Origin of the sequence: Streptomyces sp. NPDC088400, from assembly GCF_044753355.1 — a bacterium.
Classification (GTDB): domain Bacteria; phylum Actinomycetota; class Actinomycetes; order Streptomycetales; family Streptomycetaceae; genus Streptomyces.
In genome coordinates, this window is the sequence record NZ_JBIVMZ010000002.1 from 615,794 (window position 1) to 631,231 (window position 15,438).

Below are 15,438 nucleotides of genomic sequence, written 5' to 3' on the forward strand. Positions count from 1 at the left end.
GCGAAGCGTGGAATTCTTCGCTCGTGGCAGCACGACGTGATCGTGCCTGAGCCGCGGAGCGGGAGGACACCCGATACGTAGACGGCCAACCGGTGGCGCGTGCCCGGTTCGTGAGCCGATGAGGGGATAAGGCGTAGGGGCATGGTCAAAACAGGTGGCGACACAGCGGTCGAGGTGCACGATCTCGTCCGCGCCTACCCGGGACGCAACGGGGAGCTGATCAAGGCCAATGACGGCCTGAGCTTCAGCGTGCCCCGCGGGCAGGTATTCGGCCTCTTCGGCGCGAACGGCGCCGGTAAGACGACACTCGTACTGCAACTGCTCGGACTCGTACAGCCCACCTCCGGCTCGATCCTGGTCAACGGCATCGATGTGACCCGTAACCCGGAGATGGTGAAGTCCACGGTCGGCTTCCTGCCGCAGACGGGGCTCTCCATGCGGCTGATCGAGACCCGCCGCGCGCTGCACTACACCGGGCGGCTGCGCGGCCAGAGCGAGCACGACGCCCGCCGCCAGACCGACGAGCTGATCGAGGAACTGGGCCTCGGCCAGTACGCCGACCGGCAGGTGGAGAAGCTCAGCGGCGGACTGATGCGGCTGGTCAACTTCGGTATGACCCTGATGGGCCGTCCCGAGCTGATCGTGCTGGACGAGCCCACCAACGAGCTGGATCCGCACAACCGGCGGCTCATCTGGGAGATGATCGAGCGCCGCAGCACCGACGAGGGCGCCACGATCGTGCTGGTGACACACAACGTGCTGGAGGCCGAGAAGGCCGTGCACCGCGTCGCCGTGATGCACGGGGGCCGGATCGCCGCGATGGGCACGCCCGGCGAACTCAAGGAGCAGATCGGCGCGAAGGCGCGGCTGGAGCTGTTCGTCCGTGACGGCGGCGTCCTCAGCCAGGAGGAGATCGCGCGGCTCAGTACGGTCGGCGAGGTCAGCCAGGGCAACCGCAGCGGCAGTTACCTGATAACCGCCTCGCCGGACCAGCTTCAGTCGCTGATCGAAGTGCTGGTCGCCGATATCGGCGTGAAGCGTGTCGACGACTTCCGCTTCGCCCGCCCCACACTCGAAGACGTCTACCTGAGTCTCAGCCCGAGGCAGAACGCCAAGGCCCCCGCCCTCGCGGAGCCGGCGACTGCCCCGGCCGACGATGCAGTCCGGGCCGGCGATGCCGAGCCGGCGGCGATCTCGGCAGAGGCAGAGGCAGAGGCAGAAGCAGAAGCCAACGGCCGGAGCCCCGTCGCCGTACTGGCCCCGACGCCCTCGGCCACGGCCACGCCCTCGGCTACCGCCACACCTTCGGCCACGCCCTCGGCCACCACCACGATCACAGCCGACGATCCGAGGGCTTCGCGACAGGAGAAGCCCAGCCCGCAACGGGAGAAGTCCCGTCCGGAGCAGGGCAGGACCAAGCTGCCGCTGCGGGACCGGCTCGGCCGGTTCGGTACCGCGTTCAAATTCCTGTGGTTCGAGCACATGCTGACCGTCCGCACGTCATGGCACGTGCACATGGTGTTCGGCATCTTCATGCCGCTGACCATGGTGTTCGGCTTCTCCCGGATCGGCTCGGGGCTGGACGACGAGAAGAGCCTGACGTACATCGCCAGCGGCTCCGGCGTGTTCGCGATCGCGGCGCTCGGCACCACGGCGATCGCGCAGCGGATCGGCGCGATCAAGGCCGAGGGATCGATGCTGTACTACGCCTCGCTGCCGATCAGCAAGGTGGCGTTCGTGATGGCGTTCGTCGCCGCCCGACTGCTGCTGATCGCTCCCGGCCTGGTGACCTCGCTGTTCGCGGTGCGACTGCTCTACGGCCTCGACCTGACGCTGTCGCCCGCGCTGCTCCTCGTCTATCCGCTGACCGCGCTGCCGCTCGCCGCGCTGGGGCTGGTCATCGGCAGCCTCATCGACCGCATCGAGCTGATCTCGATCGTCACCTACGTGCTCAACTTCGTGCTGCTGCTCGGTGCGCCGCTGCTCATCCCCGCAGAGGCGCTGCCGCTGCCGCTCAAGGCGCTGAGCTACGTCATGCCCACCACCTACGGGGCGGACGCCATCCGGCGCAGTGTCAGCGACAACCTCGACGCCACGTTCGCCTTCGACCTCGGTGTGCTGGGCGTGATGACGGTGTTCTCCCTCCTGGTCGCGGACCGGGCGCTGCGCTGGCGCGCTTCCTGAGGTCACCGGGCCGCTCCCCGAGTCATCGCTCCCGAGTCGTCGCCCTTGAGACGCCGCTCCCGAGGCGCCGCTCCGGAGGCCGGTAATTTCCCTAGTGGCCCGCCCGTTAGCATCCTGGCCGGGCCGAACAGGGAAATCCGACCGGCCGGGCATCGGCTGATGATCCACCGCGCGGCGGACGGGGCGGGAGCGAATTCGGTATGAAATTCCGGGTGCTGGGTCCGCTGACGGTTCTCGACCACGGCGGCCCGGTGGGGCTGAGCGGCATGAAACAGCGCGCCGCCCTCGGATTCCTCCTGCTGCACGCCAACCAGGTGGTCGCGACCAGCACCCTGCTCCAGGCGCTGTGGACCGGCACCCCACCGCCCACCGCGCGGAAGATGCTTCAGAACGCGGTCTCCGGCCTGCGTGGCCTGCTGTCCACGGACAGCGTCGACAGCGTCGGCAGCGTCGGCGGTTACGGCGGCGCTGTCGACCGCGGCGGCCGTGCGCACGGCGGAACCGGTGACCTCGACGAGGGCTCGGCCGCCGCGCCGATGCTGCTGACCCACGCGCCGGGCTATCTGCTCAGCGTGCACACCGACGCCCTCGACCTGACCGCCTACCAGGCGATGGTCGACAGCGGCCGGGCGGAACTGGAGCTCGGCTCGTGGGCCGCCGCAGCGAAGACCCTGCGGGCCGCACTGGAGCTGTGGCACGGCCCGGTGCTGGCTGATCTCGCGGAAGCGGGCGCGGACTGGCCGGAGCTGACCACGATCCAGGACGCCCGCCGCACCGTGCAGGAAGACCTGTTCGAGGCCGAACTGGCCTGCGGCGGCCACCACGAGGTGGTGCACGAGCTGGAGGCGCTGGTCGCCACCGAGCCGGTACGCGAACGGCTCTGCGCCGAGCTGCTGTTGGGCCTCTACCGCTGCGGTCGCCAGGTCGACGCGCTGGACGTCTACCGCCGTACGCGGACCGAGTACGGCGAACAGCTGGGCCTGGAGCCCGGCCGCGTACTGCGCGACATGGAGCGGGCGATCCTCGAACACGACCCGGTGCTGTCCCAGCCCGACGCGCTGGCAATCATCGCCCGGGGTAGCGAGGTCAAGTGCGCCGCTCCGCCCGCCGCGACCTCCCGTACGACCTCCCGCACAGGCTCCCGTACGACTGCCTCCACACAGTCGTCCCCTATGCTGCCCTCCCGTACGCAGCCTGCCCCTTCACCGTCTTTCCGTGCGCAGCCTCCCTCTTCACCGTCCTTCCGTGCGCAGCCTCCCCCTTCACCGTCCTTCCGTGTGGCCCCGGAACGGCCTGCCCCCGCCGTCGCGCCCACCCCGCCGGCCGTTCCCGTACGCACGGGCACCGGATTCGCCGGGCGTCGGCCGCCGGTCCTGCGGCAACCGGATCCCGCTCCAAGGCGGCAGGCCCGGTTCGAGGCCGGTCCGCCGGCGGACGCCACCGGGACGGGGTGGCACGTGGCGATGCGCGGTCCCGCCCCGCCGGTCCCGTGGGGCGGCGGGCTCACCGAGCAGCGCAAGCGGCTCAGCATGCTGCTCGTGCGTACCAAGACCGGCCCGGACGCACCGGTCGACCCCGAGGACCAGGCACGCCTGGTCGGCGGTCCGACCTCCACGACCGGCGGTCCGACCTCCACGACCGGCGGTCTGACCTCCACGATCCGCGAGGAGATCGAACGCCACGGCGGCAAGATCGTCGGCGTGATCGGTCCCGTCACCTTCGCCCTGTTCGGAGTCCCCCGCACCCAGGAGGACGACGCGACCCGTGCCGTACGTGCCGGGCTCGCCATCCGCGACCGGTTCGGCCACCGGGCTCCTGCCGGCCGTCCGGGCGGCGGGAGCCCGGCCGGCGGGAAGCTGGCCGTCCGGGTGGCGGTGGCGACCGGCGAGGTGCTGGTGACCTGCGCGGCGGACGGCAGCGGGCCGATTCCGGTGGTCGGCGGGGCGGTCCCGGAGAGCTGCATGGGTCTGCTGGAGACCGTGCCCGCGGGCGGGATCCGGGTGTGCCCGACCACCCGCAGGAGCAGTGAACGCGCCGTTGAGTACGAGCCGGCCGAAGGACCGGGCGGCGGCTCGGAACCCCGCGTCGTCCGCCCCGGTCACACGGGCCTGGACGCGTCGGTGGCCCTGGTGGACCGTGAGCGCGAGATCGATCAGCTGCGTGGGCTGCTCGGTGACGTGTGCGGGCGGCGGCGGTCCCACTTCCTGACCGTGCTGGGCGAACCCGGCCTGGGCAAGAGCAGGCTGGCCGCCGAACTCGGGCTGCTGGCCGCGCGAGGTCCCGGTGAGTTCACCGTACTGACCGGCTGTGGCTCGTTCTCCGACCGGGACGCGCCCCTCGCCGCCCTCCAGCGGATCGTCTCCGCAGGGGCCGGGATCGAGCCGGGGGACTCCCCGGTGGCGGCGGAGGAGAAGCTGGCCCGCAAGGTGCACCGGCTGTTCGGCACCGGTGAGTCGGGTGCGTGGATGCTCGGACGGCTGCGCGCACTGCTCGGGACGGCGGGCCCTGACCCGGTCGGCCCGGACTCGGTCGGCCCTGGCCCGGTGGGCCCCGGCTCGCCCGGCCCGGAGGCGGACGCCGAGGCGTGGCGGTTGTTCCTCACCGAACTCGCGGCGGAACGCCCGCTGGTGGTCGTCTTCGAGGACGTACACCGGTCGGACGCGTCGCTCCTGGACTTCATCGAATACCTGGCCGCCACGGCGGGCCCGGTGCCGATGCTCGTGGCGGTGACCGCCCGGCCCGAACTGCTGGACTTCCGGCCGAGCTGGGGCGGTGGCCTGCGCGACGCCCTCGCCCTCACCCTGGACCCGCTGACCGCCGAGGGCATCAGCGGACTGCTGGCCGACCTGCTGACCCGGGACGGGCGGGCGCTGCCGGGGGAGTTGCACCGCGAGCTGATCCGGCGGATCGGCGGGAATCCGCTGTTCGCCGTCGAGTACGCCCGTGAGCTGCGGGAGCGGCCGCCACTGTCCGGACACGTGCCCCGCTCCGACCTGCCGGGCCAGGAATCCGGACACATGCCCGCGTCCATGGCCCCGCCGGTCCCCGACTACGTGCACCGCGTGATCGCGGCCCGGGTGGACACCGTGCCGCCGGACGGCAAGGCCGTACTCGTCAACGCGTCCGCTCTCGTCAACGCGTCAGCGCTCGGTGGGGTGTTCTGCGCCGAGGGCGTCGCAGCGGTGGGCGACGGGAACCGGGCGGAAGCCGCGACATGGCTGGACCATCTGGAACGGCGCGACCTCCTGCGGCGCTCCCGGCACGATTCGCCCACCGGGGAGGCCCAGTACGCCTTCCGGTACTCGGCGACCCGCGAGGTGGTCGATTCCCTGATTTCCCCCTCGACGCGCGAGGACAAGCGTCGCCGGGCCGCCGTCTGGAACGACCGGAACGCGGCAGACCTCCCCGCATAGGGGCCCCTGGCGGGAAGCGAATTACTGCGGGAACTCCCGTGCCGGGGCCGGTTACTCGACGATGGAAATACGGCATTGGGACCCGCTCCGGCATCGCCTATCTTCGGATGCACCGGAGGCCGGAAAGCCCCGCTGAATACTCATGAAAACACTGAGTTCGAAGGCAGATCATTGCGATGGTCGGCGGCGCGGGCGGTATGTCCTCCCGTTCCCGCTCGCGATTGTCCGCGGCAGCCGGCTCTGCTCCCGCGTGGAAAGGAATAGTTGTGCGCATTCTGTGCAGCATTGCGCTGTCGCCGTCGAACGCGCGTGCCCTGCTTCCCCTGGCACGGGCCGCGGCCGAGGCCGGTCATGAGGTCCTCGTGGTCGCGCCGCCGGAGATGGCCGGTGTGTTCGACGGTGAACCGGTGCGGGTCAAGCCGCTGTTCAGCGACATGGGCGACATCGTGCTCAGCCTGCTCCAGGAGAAGCGGATCGAGGCGATGCCCTCCGATCCGTTCTCGCCGGACACACTGGTCGCCACGTCGTGCGGCCCGCACGTCACCGAGGCGTACCGGCGGCTCATCGAGGTGGCCGAGGAGTTCCGCCCGGACATCGTGCTGCGCAGCGGCGTCGAGTTCGCCGGCTACCTCGTCGCCGAGAAGCTCGGCATCCCGCATGTGACCGCCCCCTCGGGCGGCGGGCAGTACCTGGACCCGAAGCAGGTGCTGGCGGAGCTGAACGAGCGCCGTGCGGAGCTGGACCTGCCCGCCGGGGACGACCCGGACGCGATCTTCGCCAACGGCCGCTTCGACTGCATGCCGTCGGACTACTCCTTCACCACGCACGACATCGCGAACACCTTCGCCTACCAGCAGCCGTCGAGCATCGTCCGCGACGAGACCGGGCCCGAGTGGCTGCGGGACATTCCGACCGACCGACCGCTGGTGGTGGTGTCCTCCACCAACGTGTTCGCCTCGGTGATGTCGAGCAGTGTGTTCCCGCGCATCCTGGGCCTGTTCTTCGACGGACTGGTCGCCGGGCACATGTTCGAGGGCATGGGCGATGTCCAGATGGATCCGGCGGTCATGGTCAACGCCCTGATGCAGGGCGACGCCAACCCGCTCAACGCCGTCGTCAAGGGGCTGTCCGAGGTCGACTGCACCGCGGTCGTCGCCACCCGTGGCATGCCTCTCAACCAGGACCTCGTCGGAGACAACGTGCATGTCTTCGAACGCATCCCGCAGCCGCTGCTCCTGGAGAGCACGCAACTGCTGTTCACCCACGGCGGCTACAACAGCGTCCGCGAAGCGGTCAGGGCCGGTGTGCCGATGGCCGTCCTCCCGGAGGTCAGCGATCAGCTGCACAACGCCAACCGTGTCGAAGAGCTCGGGCTCGGGCTGCGCGTACCCGCGGCGAACGCGGAAACCGTCGCGGAGACCTGCACCCGGCTGCTGGAGGACCCGCGGTTCGCCCAGCAGGCCCGCAAGGCCCAACGGCACATGCTCTCCCTCCCCCCGGTGGACGCCGCCGTCGACCACCTCGTACGACTCGTCGGCTGACCCGGCCCCGCCCACCCAACGAAACACACGCCCCACCCAACGAAAGATAGGAGACGGGCAGATGGAAGCGCAGTTCCTCCAGGCCTTCTACGACCTGGCTTCGTGGATACGGCTGTCCCCGCTGCTGAACAACGGTCATTACCTGCCGTTCTCCGTGGTCTCACTGCGGCCGAGCGCGATGATCAAGGTGCTGGACGACATCGCTCTGGGGGACCGCAAGGTCCTCGTCGAGTGCGGCAGCGGCACCTCGACCGTGGTGTTCGCGCGGATGATGAACCAGCGCGGCTACGGCAAGCTGCTCTCGCTGGAGCACGACGGCGAATGGGCCGCCCGTGTCACCACGCAGCTGGCCGCCGAGGGGCTCTCCGATGTGGCGACGGTCGTCCACGCGCCGCTGGAAGAGCACCCCGCCGCGGTGAAGGGCATGGACTGGTACGCGAGCAAGACGGTCTCGGACGAGATCACGGCGTACACCGACAAGCACGGCGCCATCGACCTGCTGCTGGTGGACGGACCGCCCGGATGGCAGCGCGATCGCACGCTGGCCCGCTACCCCGCGGCCCCGGTGCTGTGGGACTTCCTCGCCCCCGGCGCGAGCGTCCTGCTCGACGACGTGAACCGGGCCGGCGGCAAGGAGATCACCGAGCGCTGGAAGGAAGAGCTCGGGCTCGACATGCAGCTCGACCCCTTCGGCACCCGCGGGGCCTTCGGCACCGTTCCCTCCTGACCATCCGGATCGTTCCCGGTCACCTGGACCGTTCCCGACCATCCGGATCGCTCCCGGTCACCTGGATCGTTCCCGACCGCCCGGACATCCGCGCCTCCCCGAGGAGAAGACGCTCATGCTGGCCATGAACGGCGGGCCGAAAGTGCGTACCACGCCCTTTCCCCACTGGCCGCAGTTCGACGACCTGGACCGCGCGGCCGTGGGGCGGGCGCTGGACCAGGGATCCTGGTGGCGCTTCGGCGGCAAGGAAGTGAGCTCCTTCGAGCAGGAGTTCGCCGAGTTCCACCAGGCGCCCGCCGCACTCGCGGTCACCAACGGCTCGCACGCCCTCGAACTCGCCCTGGAGATCATCGGGTTGCGGCCCGGCGACGAGGTGATCGTGCCCGCGTACACCTTCATCGCCACCGCCACCGCGGTCCAGCGCCGCGGCGGGATCCCGGTGCTGGTGGACGTGGACCCCGTCACGTACTGCATGGATCCCGCGGAGCTCGAAGCGGCGACGACCGAACGCACCCGGGCGGTCATCCCGGTCCATATCGGCGGCCACGTCGCCGACATGGACGCCATCAACACCTGGGCCGAACCCCACGGCATCACGGTGATCCAGGACGCGGCGCAGGCACACGGCGCGATGTGGCGCGACCAGGGACTCGGCGCGCTCGGCTCGATGGCCACGTTCTCCTTCCAGGAGACCAAGGTCGTCACGGCCGGCGAGGGCGGCGCGCTGCTGCTGCCCAGCGAGGAGAGCTACGAGATCGCCCACATGCGGCACAACTGCGGCCGTGCCGGCGATCTCAGCCTCCGCACCGCCTCCTCCAACTTCCGGATCTCCGAGATGACGGGGGCGCTGCTGCGGGTGCAGCTCGGCCGCCTCGCAGCCCAGACCGAACGGCGCGAGCGGCAGTACGAGAAGCTCGCCGCGGGGCTGGCCGGCATCCCGGGAGTGGTCCCCCAGGGCCGCGACGAGCGATGCACCGTCAACCCGCACTACATGACGATGTTCATCCTCGACCCGGAGGAACTCGACGGCCTGGACCGGGACACCGTGTCCGGCGCCCTGTTCGCCGAGGGCATCCCCGCTTTCGGCTGCAACCGCGCGATCCACCGCACCGAGGCGTTCTGGACCGCGCGGACCGGCCCCGAGCCGGCCGAGGACCTCGCCCGGCGCTGCCCGAACGCCGAGAAGCTCGGCAGCCGCGGGCTGATGATCCCGCACCAGGTCCTGCTGGGCGGGGACCAGGAAATCGACGACATCGTGGAGGGCCTGACCAAGGTCCTCGCCGAACTGCCGCGTACCGGCAGCGGACACGCCTGAACCACTGGCACGTCTGGATCCCCGGACACGCCTGAACCACCGGACACGCCTGGATCTCCGGACATGCCTGAACCACCGGACACGCCTGGGTCACCGGACACGCCTGAACCAATCGCACGACCCCGAACAACCCTGCCCCCGGCGGCGGTTCCACCAGATGGGAAGACTCAAGCGATGACTACCGAACACCTGGCAGGACGGAACTACGAGGTCCTTGTCGTCGGCAACGGCGTACTCGGCCTCTCCCTGGGCCTCAGCCTCGCCCGGCGCGGCACTAAGGTCGCCGTCCTCGGCCGCGGGGACCGCCCGTGGGCCGCCTCCACCGCCGCGGGCGCCATGCTCGGCACCTTCGGCGAGGTGACCACCACCCTCCTCAAGAGCGAGCAGGGCCGCACCAAGCTCGACATCGGCGTGCAGGCCACCAAGCTCTGGGACCAGTGGCTCGCCGGTCTCGCCGAGGACACCGGGAAGACCGACTCCCTCCTCACCGCCGACGGCACCGTCATGCTGCTCAACTCCGTGGGCGTCCCCGGCATCGACTCCGCCAACTACGCGGCCATCCGCGAGACCCTCGACCGCTACAAGGAGCCGTACGAGGACATCGACCCGGCCGACGTCACGTGGCTGGACCCGAACCCGACGACCCGCCCCCTCATGGGCATGTTCATCCCCGGCGAGCACGCGGTCGACGCGGGCAGGCTGCTGGAGCGCCTCGAGGACGCCTTCACCAGGGCCGGCGGTGAACTCGTCGCCGGATTCGGTGAGGAGCTGATCCACTCCGGTGACCGGATCACCGGCGTGAAGCTCGCCTCCGGCGACACCGTCTCCGCCGGTCAGGTCGTCCTCGCCGCGGGCGCCGCCTCCCAGTCCCTCCTCGACACCGTGCCGTCCGTCGCGGCCGCCATGCCCCGGCTGTGCGCCGGCGTCGGCGTCTCCGTCCTGGCGCGCGTCAACCCCGACGAGCCCGGCCCGACCAGCGTGCTGCGCACCCCGAACCGCGCCTTCGCCTGCGGCCTGCACCTGGTCCCGCGTGGCCGCGGCGAGGTCTACCTCGGCGCCACCAACGCCATCGAGCCGGAGCCGGCCGACGTACCGAGCATCCGCGACACCACCTTCCTGCTGGGCTGCGCGCTGCGCCAGCTGCGCCGCGACCTCGACGAGAGCGGCATCGTCAAGGTCCAGGTCGGCAACCGCCCGGTGGCCTTCGACGGCTTCCCGCTCATCGGCGAGACGACTCTCGACGGACTGTGGATGATGACCGGCACCTACCGCGACGGCCTCCACCTGTCGCCGCTCCTCGCGGAGGAGATGACCCGCCGTCTGCTCGGTGAGAAGCCGGGACACGACCTCGGCATCTTCAACCCGGTCCGCCCGCCGGTCCAGGCGCAGAGCCGCGCCGACATCGTGGACACCGCGGTCGTGCACCTCCTGGCCACCGGCTACGAGGACGAGTGGAAGCTCCCGAACGCCTGGCCGAAGGTCATCGAGGCGCAACTGCGCGCGGACTACAGCAAGTTCGCCGACCAGGTGGACGACGAATTCACGCCGCCCGCCGAGATCCTGGCCAAGGCCCGGATGAACCCCGTGTTCCTCAAGCAGATCCGCGAGTACTACGCGACCACTCGCGCCGCGGTCTGACCGGTACGGCCGACCTCGTACGGCCGACCCGTACGGCTTGACCCCGAGGTCCGAACCGGCAGGTCCGCCCGTACGTCCCTCTCATTCGCCCCACCCCCGTCAGCGGTGACGGGGGCCCAGGACAAGGAGTGCGCAAGCATGAGCCGACCCGAACTCCCGCCGGAGGTCGACCTGCTCGTCATCGGTAGCGGCCCGGTCGGTTCGGCCATCGCTCGCCGGGTCAACGAGGCGGTGCCGTCCGCCCGGATCCTCATGGCCGACCTGGGACCGCGCCTCACCGAGGAAGCCGGTCTGCATCTGAGCAACCTCCCCTCCGGGGAGCGCGGCGGCTTGCAGGCCAAATCCCAGGGGCGCGATCCCCGGACCGCCCCCGGTGAGGACAAGGCCCTGGTCAAGAGGTACGCCGACCGCGGCACGCACCTGGTCGCACCGCGGCGGGAGGGTGAGCCGGAGCAGGAGGGCATGCCCGCCGCGGTGATGTCCAGCAACATCGGCGGCATGGGCGTCCACTGGGCGTGCACCGCCCCTCGCCCGCTCGACAGCGAGCGCGTCCCGTTCCTCCCCGACGACGAGTTCGACGCGGCGCTGGGCGTGGCCGAGGACCTGCTCACCGTCACGCGGGACGCCTTCGAGGACACCGCGGGCGGTCAGCTCGTACTCAAGACACTGAGCGAGCTGTTCGACGGCGACTACCCCGAGGGCAGGCATGTCCAGAACATGCCCCTCGCCTGTACCCCGCGTCCCGGGGAGCGACCGCTGTGGGCGGGCCCGGACGTGGTGCTCGGGCCGCTCGCCGACGGCGGCGGCCCGTTCCGGATCGCGGCCGAGACCATCTGCCGCCGGGTCCTGTTCGAGGACGGCCGCGCCACCGGGGCCGTACTGCAACACCTGCCCACCGGCGCCGAGTTCAAGGTGCGCGCCCGCGCCGTGGCCGTGGCCGCGGACGCGCTGCGCACCCCGCAGTTGCTGTGGGCCTCCGGCATCCGGCCGGACGCCCTCGGCCGTTACCTCAACGACCAGCCCAAGACCGTGAGTTCCGTGCACGTCAAGGACGGCCCCGCGGCGGGGATCGAGGCGCGCGGCTCGGTGGAGTTCACCGGCGACATCCGCGACCTGGAGACCGGCCGGTTCTGGGTGCCGTTCGCCGACTCCGGCCGGCGCAGCCACGGGCAGGTCATGACCATCGACACCTCGCCGATCGACGGCGTCGACCCGGAGCTGTTCGTCGGCATGGTCTGGTACGGCGCCAAGGAGATCCAGGCGGACGACCGGGTGGAGTTCTCCACCACCGAGGCCGACGCCTACGGCATGCCGAAGATGACCATCCACTACTCCCTCACCGACCGCGACCGCGAGGGGATCGCCCAGGCCCGTGCGGACCAGGAGAAGATCGCGGCCCGGCTCGGGACCTTCCTGCCCGACAGCGAACCCGACCTGTTCCCGGCCGGCAGCTCCAAGCACTACCAGGGCACCGTCCGCATGGGCCCGGCCGACGACGGCACCTCGGTCTGCGACTCGTACTCCCGTGTGTGGGGCTTCGGGAACCTCTACGTCGGCGGCAACGGAGTGATCCCCACCTCCACCGCCGTCAACCCGACGCTGACCAGCGTGGCCCTGGCCGTCCGCGCGGCGGAATCGATCAGCGACCTGCTCACCCGCGAAACCCCCTGATCGCCGGTCGCCGGTCGAGTGATCGGTGATCGCTGGCCACTGATCACTGATCGCTGATCACTGATCGGTGGTCACTGATCACCGAACCCGGTCATCGAAGAAACGAGCCCAACCCATCATCGAAGGAACGAGATGTCCACAGTGCACCGGCACCACATCGCCGTCATCGGCACCGGTTACGTAGGACTGACCGCCGGTGCCTGTCTGGCCTCCCTCGGGCACCGGGTGGTGTGCGCGGACATGGACCCGGACAAGGTCGAGCGGCTGACCCGCGGCGAGATCCCGATCCTGGAGGAGTCCCTGCCCGAACTCGTCCGCGAAGGGCTCGACTCCGGGCTGCTCACCTTCGTCCTGGGCGCCGAGAAGGCCATATGCGACGCGGAGACCGTCTTCGTCTGCGTCGGCACGCCCATGAGCCCGGACGGCGACCTCGACATGACCGCGGTGGACGCGGTCGCCGACGAGATCCGCGACCTCCTGCCGCACGGCTGCGCACTGGTCACCAAGTCCACCGTTCCGGTGGGCACCGCGGCCCGGCTGACCCGGCGGCTCGACCGCCCCGACGTCGCCGTGGTGAGCAACCCGGAGTTCCTGCGCGAGGGCACCTCCGTCCACGACTTCCTGCACCCCGACCGCGTCGTCGTCGGAGCGGACGATCGCGAGGCCGCCGAACGCGTCGCGGCCCTCTACGCCACGCTGGACGCCCCGATGGTGATCACCGACGCCGCGAGCGCCGAGCTGATCAAGTACGCGGCGAACTGCTTCCTCGCGGTCAAGCTGTCCTACGTCAATGTCATCGCCGAACTCTGCGAGCGGGTCGGCGCCGATGTCGGGCAGGTCGCCACCGCCATGGGCAAGGACCACCGGATCGGCGGCGCCTTCCTGCGGCCGGGCCCCGGCTGGGGCGGCTCCTGCCTGCCCAAGGACACCCGCGCCATGCTCAGGACCGCCGAGACGGCGGATGTCGACTTCCAGCTGCTGCGCGCCGCGATCGACGTCAACATCCATCAGCGCGAACGTATCGCAGACAAGATCGCCCGGCTGTGCGGCACGGACTCGGCGACACCACTCGACGGAGTCCGGATCGGGGTCCTCGGACTGACCTTCAAGGCGGGCACCGACGACATGCGGGACTCCCCGGCCGTCGCCCTCGCCGGGGCACTGGCCCGGCTGGGCGCCGAACTCGTCGCGTACGACCCGGTGCTGACCGTCGGCGGCACCCCGGCGGCACCGGTTCCCGACGTCACCGTCGTAGACGACCCTTACGAGGCGGGCAAGGGCGCGGCATGCCTGGTGCTCTGCACCGAATGGCCCGAATTCCGTGACCTGGACTGGAACCTGATGGCCAAGGCCCTGGACCGGCCGCTGGTCGTGGACACCCGCAACCACCTCGATCCCGAAGCGCTCCGCGCGGCGGGGATCGCCTGGCACGGGGTGGGCGTGCGCCCGGTCACAGGCTTGGCCGGCGATCCGGTGACCGGCACGGCCGACAGCCCGGTCACCGAACAACGTCCCGCCGCGGTGCCGCAACCAGGCTGAGGCAGCAACGCCCCCGACAAGCTGTCCCCCGACAAGCTGTCCCCGCCAACCTGTCCGATGACCTGTACCCCGATGACCTGTACCCGATCAAGGAAAGGCCCGCCCCGATGAAGGTTCTGTGCAGTATCACCGGATCGACCTCGCACGCGCGTGCCTCGCTTCCGCTGGTGCGGGCGCTGACCGGGGCGGGACATGATGTCCTCGTCGTCACCGCGCCCACCCTGGTGCCCGTGTTCGACGGTGAGAGCGCCCAGGTGAAGGGCGTGTTCACCGACATCACCGAGCAGGGCATGCGGCTGCTCCTGGAGGGCAAGCTGCCGATTCCGGCCGAATTCAGCCGGTTCGCCCACGACTTGTGGGCGGGCCTGGGGTGCGGTCCCCAGCTCAACGACGCGTACGAGCTTCTCCTGCCGATCGCCCGCGACTTCCGGCCCGACGTCATCCTCCGCGACGGCTACGAGTTCGCCGCGCTCCTCGCCGCCGAGGCGCTCGGCGTACCGCAGGTGCCGGCGCCCTCGGGCTCCGGACAGTTCCTCGACCCCGAGCTGATCCTGCCGATGCTCAACGACCGCCGCCAGGAGGCCGGGCTGCCCCCGGCCGACGACCCGGCGTCGGTGTACCGGTACGGGCGGTTCGACTGCATGCCGGTGAAATACTCCTTCGCGCGGCCGGCGGCCCCGGACGCGGTGTCCTACGAGCAGCCGCGTACCGTCACCCGAGGCGAGAGCCTGCCCGACTGGCTGGGCGAGCTGCCCGCCGGCCGGCCGCTCGTCCTCGCGTCGCTGGGCACCGGTCTGCCCGGCACCGTACTGGGCTTCCTGGCCAAGGCCAGGGAGTTCGGCGCGCCCATCCCCGTGTACGACCCCGCCGAACCGCTCAACGCCGTCGTTCAGGCACTGTCCGCCCTGGACTGCTCGGCCGTGGTGTCCACACTCGGCATGCCCGTCGACAGGAGCCTCGCCGGGGACAACGTGCTGGTCGTCGACCGCTTCCCGCAGCAGCTGCTGCTGGAGCGTTCGGCGCTGTTCCTCAGCCACGGCGGCTACAACAGCATCCGGGAGTCCGTCCGAGCCGGAGTACCCATGGTCGTCCGGCCCATGTTCGCCGACCAGCGGTACAACGCCGAGCGCGTGCAGGACCTCGGGCTCGGCACCCACGTATCCGAGCGGGCACCGGAAGCCCTGACGGACGCGTGCCGCCGACTGCTCGACGCCCCGACGGTGACCGCCGCCGCACACCGAGCCCGGGAGGAGATGCTGGCCCTGCCCGGCATCGAGGCCGCGGTGTCCCATCTCGAACGGCTCGGTGCCTGAGCCGTTCCGGCCTGAACCATGCGGTGCCTGAGCCGTTTCGGGCCTGAACCGTGTGGTGCCCGACACGATCCGTGATTGATCCGCTCCCTGCCGTGTC

The 15,438-nt window shown here is 70.7% G+C and carries 9 protein-coding genes; all 9 read left to right on the plus strand.

What is annotated here, in order from left to right:
• Positions 1–141: 141 nt before the first annotated feature.
• Positions 142–2,184: an ABC transporter ATP-binding protein/permease gene (locus ACIQD6_RS07230; RefSeq protein WP_401879132.1), complete on the plus strand. Its 2,043-nt coding sequence runs from the start codon at positions 142–144 to the stop codon at positions 2,182–2,184.
• 200 nt (positions 2,185–2,384) lie between these two features.
• A complete protein-coding gene (locus ACIQD6_RS07235; protein WP_401879135.1) occupies positions 2,385–5,597 on the plus strand; it encodes a BTAD domain-containing putative transcriptional regulator in 3,213 nt (1,070 codons plus the stop codon).
• Between the two features lie 266 nt (positions 5,598–5,863).
• Positions 5,864–7,138, plus strand: coding sequence for a glycosyltransferase (locus ACIQD6_RS07240; RefSeq protein WP_401879138.1), 1,275 nt, complete (start codon positions 5,864–5,866; stop codon positions 7,136–7,138).
• Positions 7,139–7,199: 61 nt separating this feature from the next.
• Positions 7,200–7,865 (plus strand): class I SAM-dependent methyltransferase, encoded by a 666-nt coding sequence (locus tag ACIQD6_RS07245; RefSeq protein WP_401879141.1) that lies wholly within the window; start codon positions 7,200–7,202, stop codon positions 7,863–7,865.
• 115 nt (positions 7,866–7,980) lie between these two features.
• Positions 7,981–9,180 carry a DegT/DnrJ/EryC1/StrS family aminotransferase gene (locus tag ACIQD6_RS07250; RefSeq protein WP_401879144.1) on the plus strand — a complete coding sequence of 400 codons (1,200 nt, stop codon included), beginning with the start codon at positions 7,981–7,983 and terminating at the stop codon, positions 9,178–9,180.
• 174 nt (positions 9,181–9,354) lie between these two features.
• The gene (locus ACIQD6_RS07255; RefSeq protein WP_401879147.1) at positions 9,355–10,818 is read left to right on the plus strand and encodes an NAD(P)/FAD-dependent oxidoreductase; all 1,464 of its coding nucleotides are present in this window, start codon (positions 9,355–9,357) and stop codon (positions 10,816–10,818) included.
• A 138-nt stretch (positions 10,819–10,956) separates the two neighbouring features.
• The gene (locus tag ACIQD6_RS07260; RefSeq protein ID WP_401879150.1) at positions 10,957–12,489 is read left to right on the plus strand and encodes a GMC family oxidoreductase; all 1,533 of its coding nucleotides are present in this window, start codon (positions 10,957–10,959) and stop codon (positions 12,487–12,489) included.
• Positions 12,490–12,621: 132 nt separating this feature from the next.
• A complete protein-coding gene (locus ACIQD6_RS07265) occupies positions 12,622–14,028 on the plus strand; it encodes a UDP-glucose dehydrogenase family protein (RefSeq protein WP_401879153.1) in 1,407 nt (468 codons plus the stop codon).
• A 107-nt stretch (positions 14,029–14,135) separates the two neighbouring features.
• Complete coding sequence (locus tag ACIQD6_RS07270) at positions 14,136–15,341, plus strand: glycosyltransferase (protein WP_401879156.1); 1,206 nt, start codon at positions 14,136–14,138, stop codon at positions 15,339–15,341.
• Positions 15,342–15,438 lie beyond the last annotated feature (97 nt).

Coding starts and splice junctions, on each gene's coding strand:
- ACIQD6_RS07260 (WP_401879150.1), top strand. CDS start 10,957: ATGAGCCGACCCGAACTCCCGCCGGAGGTCGACCTGCTCGTCATCGGT.
- ACIQD6_RS07255 (WP_401879147.1), top strand. CDS start 9,355: ATGACTACCGAACACCTGGCAGGACGGAACTACGAGGTCCTTGTCGTC.
- ACIQD6_RS07270 (WP_401879156.1), top strand. CDS start 14,136: ATGAAGGTTCTGTGCAGTATCACCGGATCGACCTCGCACGCGCGTGCC.
- ACIQD6_RS07235 (WP_401879135.1), top strand. CDS start 2,385: ATGAAATTCCGGGTGCTGGGTCCGCTGACGGTTCTCGACCACGGCGGC.
- ACIQD6_RS07250 (WP_401879144.1), top strand. CDS start 7,981: ATGCTGGCCATGAACGGCGGGCCGAAAGTGCGTACCACGCCCTTTCCC.
- ACIQD6_RS07265 (WP_401879153.1), top strand. CDS start 12,622: ATGTCCACAGTGCACCGGCACCACATCGCCGTCATCGGCACCGGTTAC.
- ACIQD6_RS07245 (WP_401879141.1), top strand. CDS start 7,200: ATGGAAGCGCAGTTCCTCCAGGCCTTCTACGACCTGGCTTCGTGGATA.
- ACIQD6_RS07230 (WP_401879132.1), top strand. CDS start 142: ATGGTCAAAACAGGTGGCGACACAGCGGTCGAGGTGCACGATCTCGTC.